Consider the following 22,252-nt stretch of genomic DNA (forward strand, 5'->3'; position numbering starts at 1 on the left):
GTATTATCCCCCATTTTATACACTCAAGTTTATTGCTGCTTATCTATAACCGCTTATACATTATACCACATCTTCCATCAAATTAAACGGTTTGTTCGAATATATGTTCGTTTTTATTTAGATAAAATATAGGATTTATTGTTGAGCAGCAGAACCGGCGCTGCCGGTGCAGAAAGTCAGTGGGGTGGGTTCCTGTCGACGCAGAACATTCCAATTTCCGGTCCTGTGTCGTCATTTTCAAGCGGGGAGGGCGCGTTATCCGTCGAACGTACCCGTTTATCCGTCGAATACAACCATTTATCCGTCAAGTGGAGGACAATATCAGCCCAGCCATCCGCGCTTCCACGGGTCGCAGCCTGCAGGGACAAAGCATCCCATAAGAAAAGACGGAGTAGGCTCCATTCCCCAAACTCCGTCTTTTAAACTATGTTTCCAGTGTCAGCCCTGTATACCGGACGCCGGCATATCGTCGTTTTCTTTTACCGCCAGTACTCCGATTTCATGATGCTCGTTATCATACAAGGCGGACTGGACGTGGCGGCGTTCCCCGTTTGTATCCATCACTTCCAACCGGCAGTGGGCGGAATTTTTCTGAAGAGCATAGTAAAATTCTTTTTTGGAATGAACCGGAATGTGATTCACTTTCCATATGATTTCCCCTGCCGTCATGCCCATTTTTGCTGCCGGCGACTCCGGAAGAACGCCGAGAATTTTCACTCCGCGGGAACCAGGCTGGAAAAACGGAGTCCTCCCGCGGTCTTCGATGCGCCGCCACACCTGAAGAACAGCGCGGAGTACGAAGACGGCTGCCGCGGTGTACCATACGGCCTGCGGATAATAAAAGGATAGGGCCGCACCTGCTCCGGCAGCCAGCCCAAGGAGAAAAAGACGGCGTCCCATCTGCTGCAGAGCGGGTCTCGGGAGCGTGTGATAAATCGTGTAATCCCCTCCAACCGCAAGAGGAAAGATAAAGAGCGCCAGCCCTCCCTCTCCCATCGGAACGAGCGGCCACCAGGAAACGGCATCAATCATACCCCCCGGGACAAAAAAGACCGAAGGAAGCAGCCATATCCGCCGCATCCGGTGTGCGCCGATCCATTTGCCGCGGCTGCTTTTCACCGTCATGGGTGAGGTGAAAAACCGGGCGCTCCGGAAAACGAGCACACTCTCCAGAATAATCAGAACAGCGAGCCAGATGAGCACGGCCTGGTAATTGGATGATGACAGTGCCTGCAGCCACGAATCCACGCGCGTGTTTCCCGTTTCCCACAGCGGCAGAATCAGTGCCAGCAGCACCGCCGTACTGACCGTGAATGCCGGGGACAGCCACTTCACTCTTCCGATCAGCAGAATCAGACCTGTTAAAAGAGAAAGAAGCAGGAGAAAGGAAAACGGAACCGTAACACCCAGGAGTACAGCTGCCGCTGATCCGGCAAGACCTGCAGCCAGCCCCGGGAGCAGGGGCGCGGTAACGTCAAATATCGTTCGAAATACACGGGTGTGAAAATCGCGCCGTTCCCGTACCGCTCTGCGCCACCCAAGAACGAACATGACAACCGGAATCAGATACGTAAGTGGATGAGCGAAAAAACGCCCGATTCCATACAACAGTTCCCAGCCGATATCATCCATTCCCGGTTCCTCCTTCTTCAGGCAGACACTCTTTTTATATAAAAACTGCCGGCTTATTGATGAGGCCGGTACCACTGTGCCTGCAGGCTGACAGCACCCGGCCTTTTCTTTCCATTACTGGTTCGTCAGTTTGTCGTTCATCAACTCTAAGGCTTTATTCAACTGCCTGTCGTTCTCCCGGCTCTGAACCTTTTCCATTAAATCCTGATTCAGCCGGCCGGCGGTTTCCTGATTAATCGTACCGGTCACCGGCAGCGCTTCTACGGATTCCTGATAACGGCTCACAGCTTCCGACGTCTGTTCATTAAAATATCCGTCGGTTCTGCCCGGGCTGTAACCAAGAGCTTTCAGCATCGTCTGCGCGGTTTTCACCTGCTCTCCATTCGTTTCCTGAGTCAGTTCACTGTCCACAGACAGTGCCGCCGAGTAGAAATATTGCGGCTGTTTCACCTTCACCGTAGGTTTGACACCTTCTTCGTTGATCCAGTTGCCGTCTGATGTGAGCCATTTGAACATCGACAATTTCAGTCGGCTTCCGTCTCCAAGCTTCAGAGACTGCTGCACGGTACCTTTTCCATACGTCGTCTGACCGACAAGATCGTATCCGCCTGCTTCTTTCAGTGCGGCGGCGAGAATTTCAGAAGCAGAGACGCTGCCTTCGTCAATCAAACCGACAATCGGATAATCTTTCTTCCCGTCCAGCGAAGAAATAGTCCGTGTCGTCTTCCCGTTAGGATCTTCAATCTGAACAATCGGCTCTCCTCCCGGAATGACAAGATCGCCAATGTTCTGCACACTTTTCAGATAACCTCCCGGGTTGCCGCGCACGTCAATCAACAGGCCATCGATTCCCTGCTCCTCCAAACTCTTCAGCTGTTTTTCGAACTCCGCTGCCGTATTTTCGGAAAAGGAGGTAAGTTCAAGCAGGCCTATCGTCTGCCCGTTGCGCTCGATGACATCGGAATGGACCGTCTCGACCGGTATTTTATCACGGGTAACATCTACTTCAAACGGTTCAGACGCCCCTTCGCGCTGAATAGTCAGTGTAACCGTGGACCCTTTTTCCCCGCGGATTTTCAGAACAGTTTCATTCAGGGTGCTTCCTTCCGTGCTTTCCCCGTTCACTTCGAGAATCTGGTCGTTCGGCTGCAGTCCTGCTTCCTCGGCGGGTGATCCTCCAAACGGTGAAACGATGGTCGGGGTGTTATCGACCATGCTCACTTCGGCTCCGATCCCCTCAAACGAAGATTCAAGGGACTGATTAAACTGGGAAGCCGTTTCCTGGTCCATATAAGCGGAATGAGGGTCATCCAGCTCATCGACCATCCCTTTCAGCGCTCCTTCCCAAAGCGCTTCTTTATCGACATCTTCTACATATTCAGACTGTATCATCTGGTAAACCTGCTGTACTTTTTCCATTCCTTCCATGGACTGCTGCTCTGTGCTTTCAGCATGACTGGAAGAGCCGGATACGGCAGATGGTTCATTGCCGGTCTGTTCGTTTATATTGATGCCGGCATACACACCGCCGGCTCCTGCAATAAGTACGGCACCGGTCACCACTGAAGCTAATTTCACTTTCCATTTCATTTTTTACACCTCAGCTCCATCATTAAAATCATCCCGGTCCAAAGAGGTTTTTATCGTCTCTTTCATTCTAGCATGAATTCCCGTATTCCAAAAATATATTTTCCGTAATGCGGCGGTTTATCCTTTTTCTTATACCGCACGGGCTGCTGTCAAAAAGAAAAGAGGGACCGCCGGCAGGACGACCCCTCTCTTTTATTATGGCAGGTAGTTTCTTGGGTTCACCGCGTTGGATTTGGCTCCGTTCCATGGTCCTTCATGAACCTCAAAGTGGAGATGTTTTCCCTGAGAGGCTCCGGTGTTCCCCATCATACCGATGTTTTCGCCACGGGATACGCTCTGCCCGCTGGACACGTTAAGAGAAGACATATGGGCATACAATGTTGTTATCTGTTCACCGTTCAGTTGATGGGAAATCATTACGGTGTTTCCGTATCCATTCATGTATCCGGCTTTCACAACCGTTCCACCTGCTGCGGCAACGATCGGAACGTTGGGACGGCCTCCCCCTCCGATATCAATACCGTTATGCATGCGGCCCCAGCGCTGTCCAAATTCGGACGTATAAGTTCCGGTCGCCGGACGCATCAATGTGCCGCCGCTGTCGGAAGGCGCTTCACCGAGCGCCTGTGCTCCACCGCCGCCGGACTGCTGACGAGCCGCTTCCTGACGCTCTTTATGATTTTCCAGCTCCTGTTTGGCGGCTTCTTCCTGCTTTTGGAGGAGACTTTCTTCATCTTCCAGTGAAATCAATGTTTCCTGAAGGGAATGCTCCTGGTTTTCCAGATCACCGAGTATGCTGCTCTTTTCATCACGGCGCTTCTTCTGTTCTGCTTTCAGATCTTCCAGTTCCGCGAGCGAATCTTCAAGGGAGGTGCGCTGCTTCTCCACTTCTTTTTTCGCGTCTTCAAGCTCGTTCTGATCGTTGATATGTTCTTGCAGGATGTCTTTATCCTGAGATGCAATCTTGTTCAGCGCCGAAACCCGGTCCAGAAAGTCACCGAAGCTTTTGGCCCCCATCAGCACTTCCAGATAATCGACTGAGCCGCCGTTTTTGTACATCGCATTGACGCGTTCTTTCAGCAGCTTGTCCCGTTCCTCAATCCGCTTCTGAAGTTTATCAATCCGGTTTTCCAACTCTGTGATACGCTGTTCCGTCTGATTAATTTCTTCCTCTTTTTTTGTGATTTTATCGTTTGTTTCTGTTATTTTTTTATCCAGATTACGGATTTCATCACTGATATTCTGTATCTCTTCTTTTAGAGCTTCGATTTCTTTTTTTGTTTCTTCTGAATCAGCCTGGGTACTTTCCTGTTTCTCCTGAAGTTCATTAATTTTAGTGCGGAGTTCCTCTCCGTCCGCCGCCGCTGCAGGTGATGAAGCGGCCAAAGCGATGCCGGAAGCGGTCACCACCGCTGCCAGCGTCTTCAACAGTCCTTTTTTCATTCCAACAGTTCCTCCTCTACCTCGTTCCAGCTGTATCTATCTAGACTTTAAGAAATTTACGTACCGACGTAATGCTTCCCCATATGCCTACCAGAACGCCGATTCCGATAAGAACGGCGGAGATCTGCAGAGTCAGCGGGTATACAGGAAGTATCTCAGCAAAATCAATGCTCAGCTTGTCCGCATAATTGGTGTACAGGTAGTGGTATCCCCCGGTAATGGCTGCAATAGGAATGACCGCGCCAAAAACACCAAGCAGCAGCCCTTCCACGAAAAAGGGCCAGCGGATAAAACTGTTTGTCGCGCCGACAAGTTTCATAATCTGAATTTCCTGCTGTCTGGCGACGATAGTCAGTTTAATCGTGTTGGATATCAAAAACATCGCGGTGAACATCAAACCTGCGACAAGTACCAGGCCGATAATCCGGAGAATTTTGGTCACATTGAACAGCTGTTCCACAACCTGCTCCCCGTAATCGATGGAATCAATGTAGGAAAGACCGGATGCGGCTTCTGCTACTGCTTCGGTCTGCTGGGGTTCAGAAGCCTGGACGATGAACGCATCATTCAGTGGGTTTTCGTCCCGGAGTGATTCGAATGCTTCACTATCCTGCCCGAGACTGTCAATCAACCGGTCCAGCCCCTCATCTTTACTTAGATATGTAACACTTTCTACATGATCCAGGTTCTTAAGCTGCTGTTCGAGCTCAGCCTGTTCCTGGTCTGATGTACCAAGTTCAATGTAAACCTGGACTTCCACATCTTCTTCCACCGATGAAATAAAACTGTTCATATTTACGATAAGAAGAAGAAATACTCCCACAACGAACAGCATAATCGTTACCGCGCTTATCGAGGCAAAGCTCATCCAGCTGTTACGCCCGAGATTCTTCAGGCCTTCTTTTCCGTGGCGGGCGAGGGTTCTACCTTTCATAACCGTAGTCCCCCTTCGGCTCATCGCGGACTACTCTTCCGCCTTCGATAGCAATCACCCGTTTCTTAATCGCGTTTACAATTTCGCGGTTGTGGGTAGCCATAAGAACGGTAGTGCCGTTGCGATTGATGTTTTCAAGAATCTCCATGATTTCCCAAGACGTGTCCGGATCAAGGTTTCCGGTAGGCTCGTCCGCAATAACGACCCGCGGGTTGTTGACTACTGCTCTTGCTATGGAAACACGCTGCTGTTCGCCGCCCGACAGTTCGTCCGGAAGAAAGCGGGCTTTGTTTTTCAGTTTGACGATATCAAGCACTTCCATGACCCGTCTGCGGATGACATCCTTCGGTTCTTCGATAACTTCAAGCGCGAACGCGACATTTTCAAAGACCGATAGTTTCGGAAGAAGCTTGAAATCCTGAAAGACGACTCCAATTTTCCGCCGCAGAAACGGAACGTGCTTTTCCTTGAGGGTCATTAAATCTGTCCCGTGAATCTGGATGGAACCTTCCGTAGGTCTTTCTTCCCGGTATATCATTTTGATAAAAGAAGATTTTCCGGCGCCGCTCGGTCCGACAACATATACGAATTCTCCCTTTTCAATGAAGATATCGATGTTGTTCAGTGCGTTGACGCCATTGGCATACGTTTTCGACACATTGTTCAATTCTATCAAATCAATCACTTCCTGAAGCAAACATGTTCTGAGTTGTTTTTTTCCTGATGGTTGTCCACTTTCTTACCAGGAGACAAATGCCACGGCAGAACCGCCGTATGTAGACATTGTTCCCGGACGATGCCGGAAATCATGTTGAATGACAGTACGTTTTGTCATTTTCCACCTCACATTATATCATCTTTAAACGCTGAAAAATGCTAAAAAAGTATTACATTTTGATTTCAATGAAACAGCTTTTGATTTTTCTTACCAGGGATAACGCTGAAATGACGGGGATAGATAAATGAAATGATTGTAATAGAGGAACGAACATGTTTATTTATGAGGAAAAAGTCTTATGTGAAGAGCTGATTATCTTTTACACCCGGGATCCAACATGTTCAGTTGGGAGAGGAAGGCTACCGGACGCTAGCTGCTAATATAGGACGCGCAGTGTCCGGTAGAACGATCCTAAGAGACACTGAAACGCCGGCGGGGAGTAGCTAGTGGTTCATAGAAGCTTCTATCGGACGCTATGTTCAGATACTGACCTGCTAATGGACGAAAAACAAACAAATCGGCTGCTCCCTCTCGGAAAAAACAAAAAATCCGAACAATGGAACAGCATGCTCACGTGCAGCAATACGTCCCATCATTCGGATACTCAGCGATTCGGTATTATTTTGTCCCTGTCTCTATCTACATTATTGATTCGCGACCCAGGCGGCGAGGTTTTCGGCTTTTTCTCCACTCACAAGACCATCCGGCATGCCGGCGCCCCCATTTTGGATCATGGAAAGTACGTGATCCTGCGATAAATCACGTCCCGCTAGTGCTGGTCCGTTTTTGCCCTCCAAGTTTTGGCCGTGGCACTGCAGACAGTTCTGATCGTAGGCACTGCGGGCTGCTTCCGCATCGACAGAACCTCCGGCATTTTCAGTATTTCCGTTGTCGGCGGAGTCTCCTGATTCGCCGCCTCCTCCACCGCAGGCACTGAGGGCGAAAACGGTACAGGCTGCCAATGTCATAAACATCTTCTTCATTATTCATGACCTCCCAAATATCTCATTTTATCATTAGATTACGTTCCGTTAGTATACCCAGCACTTTCATTTTTGAAACCCTTCCCAAGCACTTCGGCGGCATCTGTTACGACGACAAACGCGTCCCGATCCGCGGACTGCACCCAGTGCTTGAGTGTGGATACTTCGTTACGGTTCACGACGCAGAGAAGGACCGGTCTGGCATCGTTTGTATAGCCGCCTTCCCCCGGCAGGTACGTGACCCCTCGGTCGACCCGGTTCAAAATAACGCTGCGGACGTCTTCTTCTTTCTGCGTAATGATGAGGGCTACTTTGGCGTATCCGATGCCGGTCTGCACCAGATCAATCGTTTTTCCGGTCACAAACAGCGCAATCAGCGCATACAGGGCGTATTCGATGCTGAATACAAACGCCGACATTACAACAATCAATCCATCCATAATAAACACGCAGGCTCCGAGCGATACGCCGCTGAACTTATGTATGATTTGAGCCATCAATCCTGTTCCGCCGGTTGATGCCGCAGCCCGGAACACAAGTCCAAGACCCGCCCCCACGCCGATGCCTCCGAATATCGCCGCCAGAAGCGGATCATCCACACCTGCATCCAGATGGCGCGTTACATAAATCACAAGCGGCAGAAACAAGGTGCCGGCCAGTGTTTTTCCACCGTATGTCCACCCTCCAAGCAGCAGAACGCCTGCTATGAACAACGGAATGTTCAACACCCACATCGTCACGGCCGGTTCGATGCCGGACACCTCGTAGACGATGGTGGCAAAACCGCTGAGGCCGCCGGAGGCAATGCGGTTCGGGAGCAGAAAAAGATTATAGGACAGGGCCAGAATAGTCGATCCGGCTAAAATATAAATCGTCTGCAGCACCATCCAGAGCTTTTGCGGCATCGGCTCCCGTCGTTTTCTCCAGTTCATCATTCCCATTTCCTTCCCTTTCCGCTCACAAAAACCCGGGATGCCCCGCTACAGAGGCACCCCTGCTTTTTTATATATCCATGCTTGCCCGCAGATAATCATCAATGAAAGGATCAATGTCCCCGTCCATCACGGCGGACGTGTTGCCGATTTCTCTATTGGTGCGGTGATCTTTCACCATATTGTACGGATGGAACACGTAAGAACGGATCTGGCTTCCCCAGCCGATTTCTTTCTGTTCGCCGCGGATTTCGTCCATTTCTTTCTGCTGCTCTTCCAGTTCCCGCTGGTACAGCTTGGAGCGTAGCATTTTCATGGCGGATTCCCTGTTTTTCAGCTGCGAACGCTCATTCTGGCATGTCACGATAATATTCGTCGGAAGGTGCGTGATCCGAACCGCCGAATCGGTTGTGTTGACGTGCTGTCCGCCTGCGCCGCTGGAGCGGTACGTGTCAATCCGCAGATCCTCATTGTTGATTTCCACTTCTACGCTATCATCCATCTCCGGCATCACTTCACAAGACGCAAACGACGTGTGGCGGCGGCCGGAAGAATCAAAGGGTGAAATCCGGACCAGCCGGTGGACTCCTTTTTCCGCTTTGAGAAAGCCGTAGGCATTATGGCCTTTAATGTGCAGGACGGCACTTTTCAAACCGGCTTCGTCCCCGTCCAGGTAATCCAGCACATCCACTGTATACCCTCTGCCTTCCGCCCAGCGTTTATACATGCGGAACAGCATCTGGGCCCAGTCCTGGGATTCGGTTCCGCCCGCGCCGGGGTGCAGTTCGAGAATGGCGTTGTTTTTATCATACGGTTCACTGAGCATCATGTTCAGTTCAAAGTCATTTACGTTCTTCGTCAGCGTCTGTACGCCTTCTTCCAGCTCTTCTTTCAGATCTTCGTCGTCTTCTTCTTTCACGAGGTCATACGTGAGAACGAGATCATCATAGGCTTCCGAGAGTTCCCGGTACCCTTCCACTGTGTTCTTCAGCGTATTGGATTCATCAATGACCTGCTTGGATTCACCCGGTTTGTCCCAGAAACCGGGTTCGGTCATTTTCTGTTCGAGTTCAGCTATACGTTCCTCTTTTTCAGCGAGGTCAAAGAGACCCCCTGAAGTCCGCCAAACGCTGGCGGATATTTGACAATGCGTGCTGTATATCAGCCATATCCATCGTGCGTCACCTCTGTTCTAAAAATTACTGCGCCTGTTCTGCGCGGCCGTGGCAGTGTTTGTATTTCTTCCCGCTGCCGCACGGACACGGTTCGTTGCGTCCCACCGTTTCTGTTTTGCGGACCGGACGGCGCTTGCTGTTGTTTTCCTCCCGTTCGGTGTTCTCACCATGAACCGCTTTGCCTTCCGCGACTTCTTCCCGCTCCAGGTTGCTGCGGACCTGCGCTTTCACGATATACATGGCCACTTCTTCTTCGATGGATGCAACCATTTCTTCAAACATGTTAAAGCCTTCAAACTTATACTCCCGAAGCGGATCGTTCTGACCGTAAGCCCGCAGGTGGATTCCTTCGCGGAGCTGGTCCATCTGGTCGATATGGTTCATCCATTTACGGTCGACAGCGCGGAGCAGCACCACCCGTTCGAATTCCTGCATCGTTTCTTCCGGCAGTTCTTCCTGTTTTTGTCTGTAATGGTCATAGGCTTTTTCAAGAACGATTTCGCTGATCTCTTCAGGCTCCATGCCATCGATATCTTTTACCTCAAGGTCGTCCGCCCAGAGAACTGTTCCTTTCAAGTAGTTGACGAGCCCTTCGAGGTTCCATTCCTCCGGCACGGTGCCTTCCGGTGTATACTGCCCGACTGCGCGTTCCACGACGGATTTGATCATCTGTTTGACGATCTCCTCCAGGTTTTCGGATTCGAGCACTTCCATCCGCTGCGCGTAAATCACATCACGCTGCTCGCGCATGACGTCATCGTACTGGAGAATCTGTTTCCGGGCGTCAAAGTTGTGGCCTTCCACCCGTTTCTGCGCCTGTTCCACCGCACGGCTGACAAGCTTGCTTTCAATCGGCTGATCATCTTCCATGCCGAGTTTTTCCATCATGCCGCGCATATTATCGGTGCCAAAGCGGCGCATCAGGTCATCTTCCATGGAAAGGTAGAACTGCGACGCACCCGGATCTCCCTGACGACCGGAACGTCCGCGGAGCTGATTATCGATCCGGCGGCTTTCGTGACGCTCTGTCCCAATCACAAACAGTCCGCCGAGATCGGTGACGCCTTTTCCGAGTTTAATGTCGGTTCCGCGCCCGGCCATGTTGGTCGCAATCGTCACCGTTCCGGGCTCGCCGGCGTCTTCGATGATTTTCGCTTCATTTTCGTGGTGCTTGGCGTTCAGAACGTTGTGCGGCACTTTCCGTTTTTTGAGAAGCTGGGAAATCAGCTCGGACATTTCCACACTGACGGTGCCGACAAGAACCGGCTGCCCTTTTTGATAAAGTTCTTCCACCGTATCGGCGATCGCCCGGTGTTTTCCTTCTTTTGTCTTGTAAATCATATCCGGCTTATCATCCCGGATGACTGGCTCATTGGTCGGAATGGAAGTTACGCCCATGCCGTAAATGTTGCGGAATTCTTCTTCTTCGGTCTTCGCTGTCCCGGTCATACCGGCCAGTTTGTTGTACATCCGGAAAAAGTTCTGGAAGGTGATGGACGCAAGCGTCATGCTTTCTTTCTGAACTTCAAGTCCTTCTTTCGCTTCAATCGCCTGGTGGAGACCGTCACTGTAGCGGCGTCCTTTCATGAGACGTCCGGTGAACTGGTCGACGATGACAACCTGTCCATCATCCACCACATAATCCGAATCCCGGTTCATCGTCACGTGGGCTTTCAGCGCCTGATTAATATGATGAAGAAGCTGGACGTGATTTTGGTCAAACAGGTTGTCGATACCAAAAGCCTGTTCCGCTTTATTGACCCCTTCTTCGGTCAGCTGTACGTTCTTTGTCTGCTCATCAAACGTGTAGTCTTCTTCCTGTTTCAAGCGGCGTACAAAAGCGTCTCCTGCCATATACATCTGCGTCGACTGCTGCACCGATCCGGAAATGATCAGCGGCGTCCGTGCTTCGTCGACCAGGATGGAATCCACTTCGTCGACGACGGCAAAATGAAGCGAACGCTGCACCATGCGTTCTTTGTAAAGCACCATGTTGTCCCGAAGGTAGTCAAAACCGAATTCATTGTTCGTTCCGTACGTAATATCGGCCGCGTACGCTTCGCGTTTTTCATCTTTGGACATGCCTTTCTGGTTGAGGCCGACGGTCATGCCGAGAAAGCGGTACAGTTCACCCATATCTTCACTGTCACGCCCGGCGAGGTAGTCGTTGACCGTGATGACATGCACGCCTTTGCCGGTTAGTGCATTCAAATAAACAGGCATGGTGGCGACAAGGGTTTTCCCTTCCCCGGTCTTCATTTCCGAGATATCGCCCCGGTGCAGAACGATACCGCCCATTAACTGAACGCGGAACGGTTTCATTCCAAGCACCCGGTACGCTGCTTCCCTCACTACCGCGTACGCTTCCGGAAGCAGGTCCTCGAGCGTTTCTCCGTTCTCGTAGCGTTCTTTGAAGACTTCGGTTTTTCCGCTCAGTTCCTCATCCGAAAGCTTCTGCATCTCATCGTCTTGCTGTTCAATCTGTTCCGCTGTTTTCTCCAGTTTTTTCACACTTCGTTCGTTTGTATCGCCTATTACTTTCTTTAATAAGCCGATCATGCCGCGATCATCGTCCTCTCTTTTTGTCAGGAAATCTATAAAGTATGACGCAGGTTTCGTTTTTCACAGTTATTGTTATTTTATCAGTTTCCTCTGCTCGTTACAACGTGGGGGAGATGTCGCCCGGGTGAAAAATCGGTGCAGGGCGGGGCGGGTTGGTATGGTTGGGAAAGGTGAATGGGGGGATGGACACTATGCCGGCGGAAAATGGGGGTAGTGTCCACGGAGAGTGGTTCCGTGGACACTACAGCACCGGCGCAGCCGATTAGTGGTTCCCGGCGAGTGCCTATGTCCACTATCGGCCGGCTATCTTTCGTTAGCGTCCATGGAACACGGATCCGGGGATACTAATCCTTTTTTTCAGACGATTAGTGTCCACTGCCTTCAGCCGGATGGCAGCATACCAAAAACTCCCGACTATCGTTTAAGATAATCGGGAGCGTTTATTACCTGTCTTTTTTTATTCCGGTTCAATCAGCCCGTAGCGTCCGTCTTTGCGGCGGTAGACGACGTTGGTGTCGCCGTTGACCGAGTTTGAAAAAACAAAGAATCCGTGACCGAGCATGTCCATCTGCAGAATAGCTTCTTCGGTATCCATCGGTTTCAGGTTAAACCGTTTCGTGCGGACAATTTCGTAGTCATCCACGTCTTCCTCTTCTTCTTCGGTGAGACCGTTCCCTCCGTCAAGACCTCCGTTAGCGATCTCTTCATTGAGCGCTTCGATGTCCTCTTCTTTAAACATATGCTTTACTCCGCCGTTTTGACGGAATTTTCGGTTAACTTTCGTTTTATGCTTGCGGATTTGGCGTTCCAGTTTTTCCACGACGAGGTCGATAGCCGCATACATATCGTTGTGGCTCTCTTCGGCCCGCAGCAGCAGGTTTGGCATCGGAATGGTCACCTCTATGTTATTACCGCTGCTGTTGTGCACGTGCAGCTTTACGTGGACATCCGCTACCGGCGTTGTATCAAAATAACGATCCAGTTTGCTTACTTTCTTTTCCACATAACTCTTCAGTGCCGGAGTTACCTCTAGGTTTTCACCTCGAATGTTGTAATTCATCAAGTAAACTCCTCCTTTCGTTACTTCTATAATTCTATATTCACTTCATAATCCCTTTCTAAAACTCAAAATTCGTCAAAATTATTTACAATATCTTTACAATACGTGCTGTTGACAATTTCTCACCTAAAAGATAAAAAATAAGTGGCTGGAACAAAACCTTTATAAGATAAAAAAATACCGAACGATCAACAATTCGTTCGGTATTTTTTCTCCTAAGACAAACCGCTGCGCCAAAACACTTCGCTTTCCGCGGGCACGGCTCAAGCCATTCGTGTTCTCTTTCGTCTATTTTTCTTTTGTCCCAGCCTCGTTCTTCACTCTTACAGACCGATCGAGATATATTTTGTTTCGAGGAATGGTTTGATGCCTTCGTGGCCGCCTTCGCGTCCGATGCCGCTTTGTTTCCAGCCGCCGAATGGGGCTTGGGCGGCGGATGGGCGTCCATCGTTCCATCCGACGATGCCGAATTCAAGGCCTTCGGCTGTTTTCACGCCGCGGCTCATGCTTTCGGTGAAAAAGTAGGAGGCGAGCCCGAAAGGTGAATTGTTCGCATGGCGGACGGCTTCCTCGTCGCTTGATACTTTCTGGATCGGAGCGACAGGGCCGAACGTTTCTTCTTCCATAATAATCATGTCGCTTGTCACATTTTTCAGGATGGTCGGCTCATAGAACCAGCCGCCGTTTTCTTCCCAGCCTCTGCCGCCGGTCACAAGTTCCGCTCCTTTATCGAGTGCGTCTTTCACGTGGCGGTCGACTTTGTCCCAGCCTTCTTTGTTGATCATCGGGCCAACGGACGTACCTTCGGCAAAACCATCACCGACCTGGAGTTTTTCGACTTCTTCTTTGAGACGGTCAACGAACGTGTCGTGAATGGCTTCTTCCACATAGATACGGTTTCCGCAAACGCATGTCTGTCCGGCGTTCCGGAATTTCGAGGCCACCGTTCCGTCCACGGCTTTTTCCATGTCCGCGTCGTCCAGTACGATAACAGGAGCGTGTCCGCCGAGTTCAAGCGACAGTTTCTTGATATCGGAAGCACCCTGCTCCATCAATGTCTGCCCGACGCCGGTGGATCCGGTGAATGTCATTTTCCGCACCGCCTGGCTTCCCATCAGCTCTCCGCCGATGGCCGCGGCGTCTTCTCCTGTAATGAGGTTGAAAACACCATCAGGCAGTCCGGCTTCTTCGCAGATTTCAGCGAACCGCACCGCCGAAAGCGGTGTGTCTTCCGCCGGTTTCAGAACGACCGGGCAGCCTGCCGCAAGCGCCGGCGCTACTTTTCTTGTTACCATTGCCTGCGGGAAATTCCACGGTGTAATCGCCGCGGTCACACCAACCGGCTGGTGCAGCACCATCATCCGCTTGTCCGGCGAACCGGCCGGAATCGTATCGCCGTAGATCCGTCTTCCTTCTTCGGCGAACCATTCGAGAAAAGAAGCCGCATAGGCCACCTCTCCTTTTGCCTCATGAAGTGGTTTTCCCATTTCCCGGGTAATTAATTCTCCCAATTCATCCTGCTTTTCCATCATCAAGCGGTGTATTTCTTTTAAATATGATGCCCGGTCGCCGGCCGTGCGGTGGGACCAGGAAGGAAAAGCCGCTTCTGCTGCCTCGATGGCTTCTTTCGTTTCATCGGCGCCGCCATCTGCGGCCTGACCGATTTCTTCATTATTTGCTGGATTTTTCACCGCAAATGTTCCGTTGGCCGCTTTTTTCCAAGTGCCGTTTATAAAAAGACGCGTCTCCATGAGAATCTCTCCTTTTCATATGTCTATACGTACTACATACCCGGGTGCGCTCGTTCCTATGCAGGTTTCCCCCAAATTTTTCTACATAAGAATCCTGGACCTCTCTCTTCCCGGGCTCTCTTTTTTTCTGCTGTAAAGTCTATCCAACCGCTCCTTGATATGATATATTTTAATGACAGGCTTACGCAGGAGGAGGAAAAATCATGCATCGAATCCTTGCAGGCATGTATGGTCTCCTTATCATCCTGCTTCTGGCATCCTGCATGTCGGAAGCGGATACCGATGAAAGCGGGGACAGCGGCATCCCCCCTGAGGAAGAACCGGATGACTCCGATGAAACAAAACCAGCACCGGAACCTGAAAAAGTCATGCCGGCAGGGGATGTACTGCAGCAATCCATTGACAAAATGAACAATATAGACAGCTACACCATTTCAACGAACATGAACCAGCATCTGGAGCTGGATGAAGAGCAGGAACTGGAAAACAGATACCGCTCCAGCACGCTCGTGAATCTGGATCCGGTGCGGTATTACGAATCATCCAGCATTGAAAAAATTCAGACGGCCGCAGGGGAAACACAGAGCAGCTTTGTGGAGCTGGACCGTTATTTTACGGACCGGGGCTTTTATATGTATGACTCCTCGGAAAGCCGCTGGGTCCAGTTTCCGGAACAGTTCAACGAGGACTTCAAGTCTTTTGACAAATCGTATGAGAACCCGGGCCGCATTCTTGAAATGATTGAAGCCTACAGCAGCGACATTCATATCATTGAAGGAAACCGGCATTATCAGCTCACATTCAGCGGCGGTAAGGACCAGACCCAGGAAATCGCCCTTGAAATGATCGGCATGGTCAATACCGCCTTTTCTTCTTCCATTGAAGACATGATGTACATGGCGGAGCTGCAGTCCCTTACATTCCAGCTGCAGATTGACAAAGAAACATTCTACCCGAAAAAACTAGAGATGAACCTCGATATGAATATGAATAATACGGAAGGCGAAGCGAATGCCTCGCACCATCTTGTCGTCGCTCGTTATTCTGATTTCAACGAGACAGAACGCGTCGAGATTCCGGCTGACGTTCTGAACCAGGCCGAAGATATGGAGCTCGATGAATTTACCGGGTTTGATCAGATGGAGGAATTTGACTCCATTGACGGCATAGAGATGGAGCAGATTTACGACGATAACACAACAGAATCCCCGGATGAGCCGACGCTCGACTTCGACCTGAGCGACTATCTTGACAGCGGCGGTGAAAACGGAGAAACGAACGAACAGCCCGCGTCCGGTGACGCTTCCGGGTAAGAAGCTGTCCTTTTAAAGGGACAGCTTCTTTTTTTATGGGAGCGCTCTGTTTTTTTTCTATCCATTCTCCCGGTTTATCGATTGATTCAATGATTTCTCTATCGATTCGAGGCACTCGGCGCTGTTTTCTTTATCGATTCTCTATTTTTCCCTATCAATTCTCCCAATTTATCAATCGATTCCCCGCTTTTCTCTATTGATTCCGATAAAAATGATCCACAATCAACCGCCAGCGCTGAAATCCCGGGAGAAAATTCGTCGTGAGCGCCGATAGTTTCCATCTGGAAGAATCCATATCAGGGATAGTCATGGCGTTTTCGAGGGCTTGATGGAATGCATCCATTTCACCGCTGCGGTCCGCTTTGTGCACGAACAGATGCGACATCGTTGCGTTACCACCGGCGAGCGGCGAAAAGCCGTCCAGCATCTGCCTGAGCAGCCGGTCGCCGTTTTCGTCCAGCCCTTCCCGGTAAAAATACGCCACCGACGCCACCCCTTCCTCCACCGTCTCCAGATAACCAAGGTACTGCTTCAGAAACTCTTGTTCCGCCTGTTCCAGTGCCATAGGCGTCATCACCCCTTCTCTTGTTGTGAGAATAACACAAGTGCAATATAAAAAAACAGCCGCACCAACGCGGCTGCCTTTCCTAATTTTTCTTGTCAAAAAACACGCCGTCCACCGTCGTTCCGGTGTAGGGCCTTTCATAACGGCGGCTGGACTGCTTTTTCTTGTTCAACTGCTGCATGCCAAGCCGCAGTTCCCCGCGGGACGCCTCCATCCAGCGCTGAATTTCTTCATTCATTTTGAACATCTCCGCGCCGAGCTGCCGTTCTTTCTCGGAAAACGACGTCTGTTCCCTCATCTTCTCCAGCAGTTCCGCCCGCTGCGCCAGATACTGTTCCAGTTTCTCCACATACGTATCGCGTTCTTCAACTTGTTTTGGCATCGGTTCCGCCATATGATCGTACAGGGCTTTCGTGACGTCATACAGCTCTTTCACGACAGCCATATCAAGCCTGACCTCCGCCGCCGAAGCGCTCCTGCCGGTCTTTTTTAATGACTTCTTTCCATGTATCACGGAAGTCAACGACAAGATCCCGCGCTTCCTGCAGCACGTCACGGTCATTCTGGACGTTAGCGTCAATCAGGCGGCGGTGAATGAAATCATAGAGGCTGTACATATTCTGCCCGACTTCCGAATCGGTCCGCAGCGTGACCATCAGCTCGCGGATAATATCCTGTGCCCGTTTGATGAAATTATTTTTATCTTCGGTGTTCTTATCCTGCATCGCCTGATCCGCTTTATCGATAAATTTCACGCAGCCATTGTACAACAGCAGCGTCAGATCGCCGCTCGACGCGGTTTCGAGCGCGTTCTGCTGGTACGGATTGGCCGCCTGCTTCTGCTGCGCGCCCGGTTTCACACTGCCGATCGCTGCGCCCCCGGACGACGCCGATCCCGGCGTGAACGTCTTATTTGTATCTTTCCCAGTCGTTTTTTTATAGTCTTCCGCCTGTTTCATCGTCTGTTGGTAGGCCGTCTGTGCGTTTTGAAAGGACATGATGCCGTTCCCCCATTTTCTTAATAAAAAAATGTTCTAAAGCTTATATCGGCGGGAAACCGGAATGCTTTAGGAGAAATTTTCGTGAAGACGAACCAACAGACGGAAGCATTTATAGAAAGGGAGACATCTAATGTTGATCTCTGTTGGAAAAGTGGAAGGAGTCATGACAGCTGCCTCGGTTCTCATTATTTTTTTGTCGACGCTGATGCATTTTTTTGTTGTTTTCCCTTACTCTTTCTATGAATTTCCGGGCATCCTTTCCTCTCACAACTGGAGGTTTTCTCATGTCTACGGGCATCCTGTCACGCTCCCTCTTGTTATCACACACAATCACTATCTTTGTATAGATGCTGTCAGTATATGATGAGTTATTAAATATTATATGGCAAAACCCCTGTCGTCACAAGGCCAATCATCCTTCACTGCTCCTCCCACTGCTGCCGGGCAAGCATGGGGAGCAGGTTGTCAAAAATATGGGTGTTATCGTCATGGATGGTGGGAGTCATCGTATCGAATATCGTGAAACGTTGTTCGATGAAAAAAGTGTTCAAAATAAATGCTTAGATTGCAACAATAAATGCAACAGCCATATAAATTCCATTATTTGTAATTAAAGAATGGATGCCAACGCCTGTTCGAATCGGTCGTTAGGAGACTGGTATCCCAGTATTTTACGGGGAAGGGTGTTGCACCAATTCTCCACATAGGCAATGACGGTATCGTCCAGGTCATCGATGGATTGTCCTTTGGGTATAAACCGTCGGATCAGTCCGTTATGGCGTTCGTTCGTGCCTCTCTCGCTGGAGGTATAGGGGTGCGTATAATAGACGCTAACCTGATCACAGTCAACGGCCTCAGTCAGCTCACTGAATTCGGAACCGTTGTCGGATGTGATAGATTGAAAAATGGATGAAAAAGCATCATCAAATCTGGTTTTGAGCCGCTGGACAGCTTGATTCACAGCTTCCGCTGTTTTGGCCGCGATTTTCATGATAAGTTCCCGGCGTGTCTGCCGTTCGGTCAGAGTTAAGAGGGCAGCCCCTTTCCGGCGTTGGCCCAGGACCGTATCGATTTCCCAGTGCCCAAATGTTTCGCGGTTTCCCACGTGGTCGGGGCGTTCTTCGATGCTTGTCCCATACACTCTTTTGTTGGTTCGGTTCCTCTTGGTTTTGGGTTTGCGGCGCACTTTCTGGGCAAGATCAATATTTTGGATGGGAAGCAGCCCTTGATCGATATAGTTATACAACGTCCTGGTGGAGACACGCTCCCCTTCAAATAACTGATGAATCCGGGCATATCCGCAGACGGCGTCAGGAGACCAGTGGTCGGCTTGGATCTTAGCCACGGCGAAATGAATAAAGGAAGAAGCCGAAGCCAATTTTTAGGAAGCTCCGCAGCGAGACCGGTTTTTATGATAAACGGACTGCCCTGTTTCCGGAAAATACATCTGGTACTCCGATAAATCCGACGCGCGCTGTGTGGCGGTGCCCCGCCTCAGTTCCCGGGAAATCGTTGATTTATGACGCCCGACCGCGTCCGCAATAGCCTCAACGGTTTTCCCTTCCCGGCGAAGAGCTTGAATCTGTCCCCGATCGTACGATGAAAGATGCGTAAAACGCTGCTCTTTTGTGTTATCATAAGAAGTGGTCATCGTTATTCCTCCTGTTATGTTGGGTGTTTGGTTGCTTTCATCATAACGGAATAACGATGGCTTTAGCTATACCTTTAACTATGCTTTTAGTTGTTGCATTTCATTTTACAATCAAGCTTCAAAATAAATGAGCAAAAACTGTTCAAAATAACTTGACGGTTACAACGTAGAAGCGAATCATCGCGTGTACAGGAGTTACACATTAAAAATTTTTTATTTAATGCGTTCATCATAACGAACAAACACATAAAAAAAGCTCCTCGATGCATCGTGTCATCGAAAAAGCTTGTTATCATTTATTGAAGAAGGTGCTGTACTATCGCTAATTTTATATGTTTCCATGAAAACATATCTTATATATTGGTTAACTGTCTTTCAAATCTTTCACTTTCATTGCCATGACCAGCAACTCATTATGCCGTTTCACACGTCTGAAGCCGTATTTTCCGAAAAACCCAACGGCCTGATCCAAGGCTTCCAGTACAATGAAATTAAAACCTATGTAATCTGAAATAAACATACATCTGTCAAGAGCATCCAAGAGGGCAAGTTCTCCCACACCTTTTCCCTACCATTGTTCATGCACTGCTAAATAATGGAGTCGCACAGCTGGAAAATGTTGATTGCCGAGTGCGGTGGCTACATCCTTCCATCCTTCTTTATTTCGTTTAGATGTAACCAAAGTAACATAGTCAGCAAACAATGTATAAAAACCGATTAGCTGTTCATTGTAATACATAACATGCGTTTTACAAGCATGGGTTCGTTCAAGCATCTCCGCCTTTTCTTTAAAAAAGGACTCAACCCTAGGTTGTCCGGAACATAGAAAAAGGTCAACATCTTCGCGGGGAGCCTGCAGAAGAGAGGTTGACCTTAAGTCTTCAGGATTTATTCTGCCGAATTCCATGTGGAAGATCCTTGTTAATTTTTTTCGCCTGTTTGATTTTGTTCCGCAAATCAACCATGTCCGGGATGGTTGGACGTCGATGAATCGTGAGCCCAGCGCAAGAACTCTTCCCGCTCTTCTTCTGAATCAAATGCTATATTCATCGACGATATATCTTTCGTTTCCGGCATACAGCAACCTCCCCATCAGCATAAGCCACCTCCCTGAGTATAAACCTATGCTTAGTCTTACCACTATTATACACCACTATTCTTTCCATTACCAACAAGAATGGATGACCAGGGCTTTAAATCTATAACAGGAATCAGTCGTCTTCCAGCCGGAACAAGTGCTGTTACATCATTCCGCCCAACTGCTGCTGAAGCTGACGGGCCTGTTGATTGGCTTCGGCAATCGCCTGCTCCATTCGGGTGAACTGATCATAGTAACGGTTTTCCGTACGTGTCAGTCGGCGCTCAAAATCACTGATTTCATCATCCATCTGATTCATTTCCCTGCCGATAGTGAACTGGCTCGGGTCCAGCGTGTTCGGCCCGCCGGCACGTTCAGAAATATTATCAACGGTTTGGTCCACTTCTTCCCGGAGGCGGCGTGCCAGTCCCTTGTCTGCCTGGGTTTCACCGTCGGAAGCAAATAATTGATACACCGATTCCGCATCCTCGGAAATCGCCTGCTCCAACTGGTCTTCATCCACTTCCAGCTTTCCACCATCTTGATAATTACTCGTTGTGGTGATACCCAATTGCGTCAGCTGGTTAAAAGAACCACCGGTATCAACTGTATCGTACAAACTCCGCCGCATCGAGGTAGTTGCATTAGTCAAAATGTCATCATTGCGGAGGTAACCGCTTTGGGATTTCTCTTCCCATTGCGAGATTTCTTCATCGGTCATTTGACTCCGCTGGTTATCGGTGAGCGGGGGATACTCCCGGTCACGCTCCTCCGAGAGTTTTTCATTTGTTTTTTCGATCAAACTGTTGTACTCATCGACGAAATTCATGATTGTTTCCTTGATGCCTTGTGTATCCGGACTCACCTGTAGTACAGCAGACCCGCCATTCTCTGCACTAGTTCCGTTCAATGTAATATCAATTCCGTTTTCAGTGAAAGTATTAGACGTACGTTCGGTATCTATTCCGTTTATTGTGAATTTTGCATTTTGTCCTGCTGTTTCATTTGCGGAGTCCAGGTTCAACACATTGGAAAAGAAGTTACCTTGCGTATCCGTAAATTCCATTTCCTTGCCGCCTTCATTAAATACCCCAGTTTCAGTCCGCGTCATCGAAAGATTACCGGTCTGTTCATCATAGAAAGCACTCACACCAGCACCGGACCGGTTCACTTCCGTCAAAACATCATTCAGGCTGTCTGATCCACTGAATTCGAATTTCGCCGTTTCGTTCGCTTCGCCACCTTCACTATATGTCTGAATCGAAAAAGAGATCGTATCCCCTTCAGCATATTGGTCGAGCTGATCGGCAAGCGATGCTTCAGGATCCAACGAGCTGCCATCTTTATTTAAAATAGCACCTGTACTTTGATTGGAAGCTGCCTCCGCAAGCTGAGTAACATTGGATACCGTAAAGCTTCCACTCTGCGCATCCGCCGCTGCAGATGCTGTAACCAGACTTTCATTATTGCTGGAAGTCTGCTTCGCGGACAAGCTTGACCTCATAAACATATTATCAAAAATCGAGGTGCTAAAGGATCGATACTCACGGTTCATTTCCCGGTAATCTTCCATCTTATATTCCAGCTGCATCTGTTCCTGCCGCATTTTTATCAAAGGCTGACGCTCGACCCGCATCAAATCTTTTACAGTCTGATCAATGTTAATACCGGACGCAAAACCTGTAATTCGATTCGTATTGCTGCTCATACCACTATCCATGATTGGTTCCTCCTCTTGTGATAGAGAACATTATAATCCGAGTTTCATTTCTGTATGTAATATCGGATAATACAGCATATACTAAAGCGAAAAAGAGAAAATAGGTAAAAGGTCGGAACGAAGAAGGAGGAACAGCCTCTCACA

The 22,252-nt window shown here is 49.4% G+C and carries 19 protein-coding genes and 1 pseudogene; 1 reads left to right on the plus strand and 19 read right to left on the minus strand.

Annotated elements, in window-relative coordinates; translation table 11 throughout:
* Positions 1 to 438 precede the first annotated feature (438 nt).
* The 11 genes from BM124_RS13695 to BM124_RS13745 all read right to left on the minus strand — a co-directional run bounded on the left by BM124_RS13695 (position 439) and on the right by BM124_RS13745 (position 14,780).
* Positions 439 to 1,632, minus strand: coding sequence for a PDZ domain-containing protein (locus BM124_RS13695; RefSeq protein ID WP_093338343.1), 1,194 nt, complete (start codon positions 1,630 to 1,632; stop codon positions 439 to 441).
* Between the two features lie 114 nt (positions 1,633 to 1,746).
* The gene (locus tag BM124_RS13700) at positions 1,747 to 3,222 is read right to left on the minus strand and encodes a S41 family peptidase (RefSeq protein ID WP_093338345.1); all 1,476 of its coding nucleotides are present in this window, start codon (positions 3,220 to 3,222) and stop codon (positions 1,747 to 1,749) included.
* A 195-nt stretch (positions 3,223 to 3,417) separates the two neighbouring features.
* On the minus strand, positions 3,418 to 4,665 hold the full coding sequence (locus BM124_RS13705) for a murein hydrolase activator EnvC family protein (RefSeq protein WP_093338346.1): 1,248 nt from the start codon (positions 4,663 to 4,665) through the stop codon (positions 3,418 to 3,420).
* Between the two features lie 40 nt (positions 4,666 to 4,705).
* Positions 4,706 to 5,599: a permease-like cell division protein FtsX gene (ftsX, locus tag BM124_RS13710; protein ID WP_093338348.1), complete on the minus strand. Its 894-nt coding sequence runs from the start codon at positions 5,597 to 5,599 to the stop codon at positions 4,706 to 4,708.
* Complete coding sequence (gene ftsE / locus BM124_RS13715) at positions 5,589 to 6,275, minus strand: cell division ATP-binding protein FtsE (protein WP_093338350.1); 687 nt, start codon at positions 6,273 to 6,275, stop codon at positions 5,589 to 5,591. Before ftsE ends, ftsX begins: the two co-directional genes overlap by 11 nt.
* Before the next feature lie 686 nt (positions 6,276 to 6,961).
* A complete protein-coding gene (locus BM124_RS13720) occupies positions 6,962 to 7,300 on the minus strand; it encodes a c-type cytochrome (protein ID WP_093338351.1) in 339 nt (112 codons plus the stop codon).
* Positions 7,301 to 7,338: 38 nt separating this feature from the next.
* The gene (locus BM124_RS13725) at positions 7,339 to 8,235 is read right to left on the minus strand and encodes a YitT family protein (protein WP_093338353.1); all 897 of its coding nucleotides are present in this window, start codon (positions 8,233 to 8,235) and stop codon (positions 7,339 to 7,341) included.
* A gap of 67 nt (positions 8,236 to 8,302) precedes the next feature.
* Positions 8,303 to 9,407, minus strand: a protein-coding gene (gene prfB / locus BM124_RS13730; RefSeq protein ID WP_139217133.1) for a peptide chain release factor 2 whose coding sequence is annotated in 2 segments (ribosomal slippage) — positions 8,303 to 9,334 and positions 9,336 to 9,407 — 1,104 coding nt in all. Because the reading frame shifts where the segments join, the coding sequence is not laid out codon by codon here.
* 24 nt (positions 9,408 to 9,431) lie between these two features.
* Entirely contained in the window at positions 9,432 to 11,966 is a 2,535-nt protein-coding gene (secA, locus tag BM124_RS13735; protein ID WP_093338356.1) for a preprotein translocase subunit SecA, read from the minus strand.
* 460 nt (positions 11,967 to 12,426) lie between these two features.
* Complete coding sequence (gene hpf, locus BM124_RS13740) at positions 12,427 to 13,029, minus strand: ribosome hibernation-promoting factor, HPF/YfiA family (protein ID WP_093338358.1); 603 nt, start codon at positions 13,027 to 13,029, stop codon at positions 12,427 to 12,429.
* A gap of 323 nt (positions 13,030 to 13,352) precedes the next feature.
* Positions 13,353 to 14,780 carry an NAD-dependent succinate-semialdehyde dehydrogenase gene (locus BM124_RS13745; RefSeq protein WP_093338360.1) on the minus strand — a complete coding sequence of 476 codons (1,428 nt, stop codon included), beginning with the start codon at positions 14,778 to 14,780 and terminating at the stop codon, positions 13,353 to 13,355.
* A 203-nt stretch (positions 14,781 to 14,983) separates the two neighbouring features.
* Here BM124_RS13745 and BM124_RS13750 point away from each other — a divergent pair, with 203 nt between their 5' ends.
* Positions 14,984 to 16,093 (plus strand): DUF6612 family protein, encoded by a 1,110-nt coding sequence (locus BM124_RS13750; RefSeq protein WP_093338361.1) that lies wholly within the window; start codon positions 14,984 to 14,986, stop codon positions 16,091 to 16,093.
* 193 nt (positions 16,094 to 16,286) lie between these two features.
* Here BM124_RS13750 and BM124_RS13755 read toward each other — a convergent pair whose 3' ends face one another.
* The 8 genes and pseudogenes from BM124_RS13755 to BM124_RS13785 form a co-directional block, all read right to left on the minus strand.
* Complete coding sequence (locus BM124_RS13755; RefSeq protein ID WP_139217134.1) at positions 16,287 to 16,667, minus strand: DUF8042 domain-containing protein; 381 nt, start codon at positions 16,665 to 16,667, stop codon at positions 16,287 to 16,289.
* 73 nt (positions 16,668 to 16,740) lie between these two features.
* A complete protein-coding gene (fliT, locus tag BM124_RS13760) occupies positions 16,741 to 17,103 on the minus strand; it encodes a flagellar protein FliT (RefSeq protein ID WP_093338364.1) in 363 nt (120 codons plus the stop codon).
* A 1-nt stretch (position 17,104) separates the two neighbouring features.
* Positions 17,105 to 17,656 carry a flagellar export chaperone FliS gene (gene fliS / locus BM124_RS13765; RefSeq protein WP_342028639.1) on the minus strand — a complete coding sequence of 184 codons (552 nt, stop codon included), beginning with the start codon at positions 17,654 to 17,656 and terminating at the stop codon, positions 17,105 to 17,107.
* A gap of 422 nt (positions 17,657 to 18,078) precedes the next feature.
* A complete protein-coding gene (locus tag BM124_RS19535) occupies positions 18,079 to 18,210 on the minus strand; it encodes a hypothetical protein (RefSeq protein WP_280139744.1) in 132 nt (43 codons plus the stop codon).
* Between the two features lie 59 nt (positions 18,211 to 18,269).
* Positions 18,270 to 19,310, minus strand: a pseudogene (locus BM124_RS13775) (IS30 family transposase).
* A gap of 364 nt (positions 19,311 to 19,674) precedes the next feature.
* Positions 19,675 to 19,830: a hypothetical protein gene (locus BM124_RS18600; RefSeq protein ID WP_170841149.1), complete on the minus strand. Its 156-nt coding sequence runs from the start codon at positions 19,828 to 19,830 to the stop codon at positions 19,675 to 19,677.
* Between the two features lie 48 nt (positions 19,831 to 19,878).
* Complete coding sequence (locus BM124_RS13780) at positions 19,879 to 20,217, minus strand: hypothetical protein (RefSeq protein WP_093338367.1); 339 nt, start codon at positions 20,215 to 20,217, stop codon at positions 19,879 to 19,881.
* 334 nt (positions 20,218 to 20,551) lie between these two features.
* The gene (locus tag BM124_RS13785; RefSeq protein WP_093338368.1) at positions 20,552 to 22,108 is read right to left on the minus strand and encodes a flagellar hook-associated protein 2; all 1,557 of its coding nucleotides are present in this window, start codon (positions 22,106 to 22,108) and stop codon (positions 20,552 to 20,554) included.
* Between the last annotated feature and the right edge of the window lie 144 nt (positions 22,109 to 22,252).

The sequence above is a fragment of the Salibacterium halotolerans genome, from assembly GCF_900115625.1.
Taxonomy (GTDB): Bacteria; Bacillota; Bacilli; order Bacillales; family Marinococcaceae; genus Salibacterium; species Salibacterium halotolerans.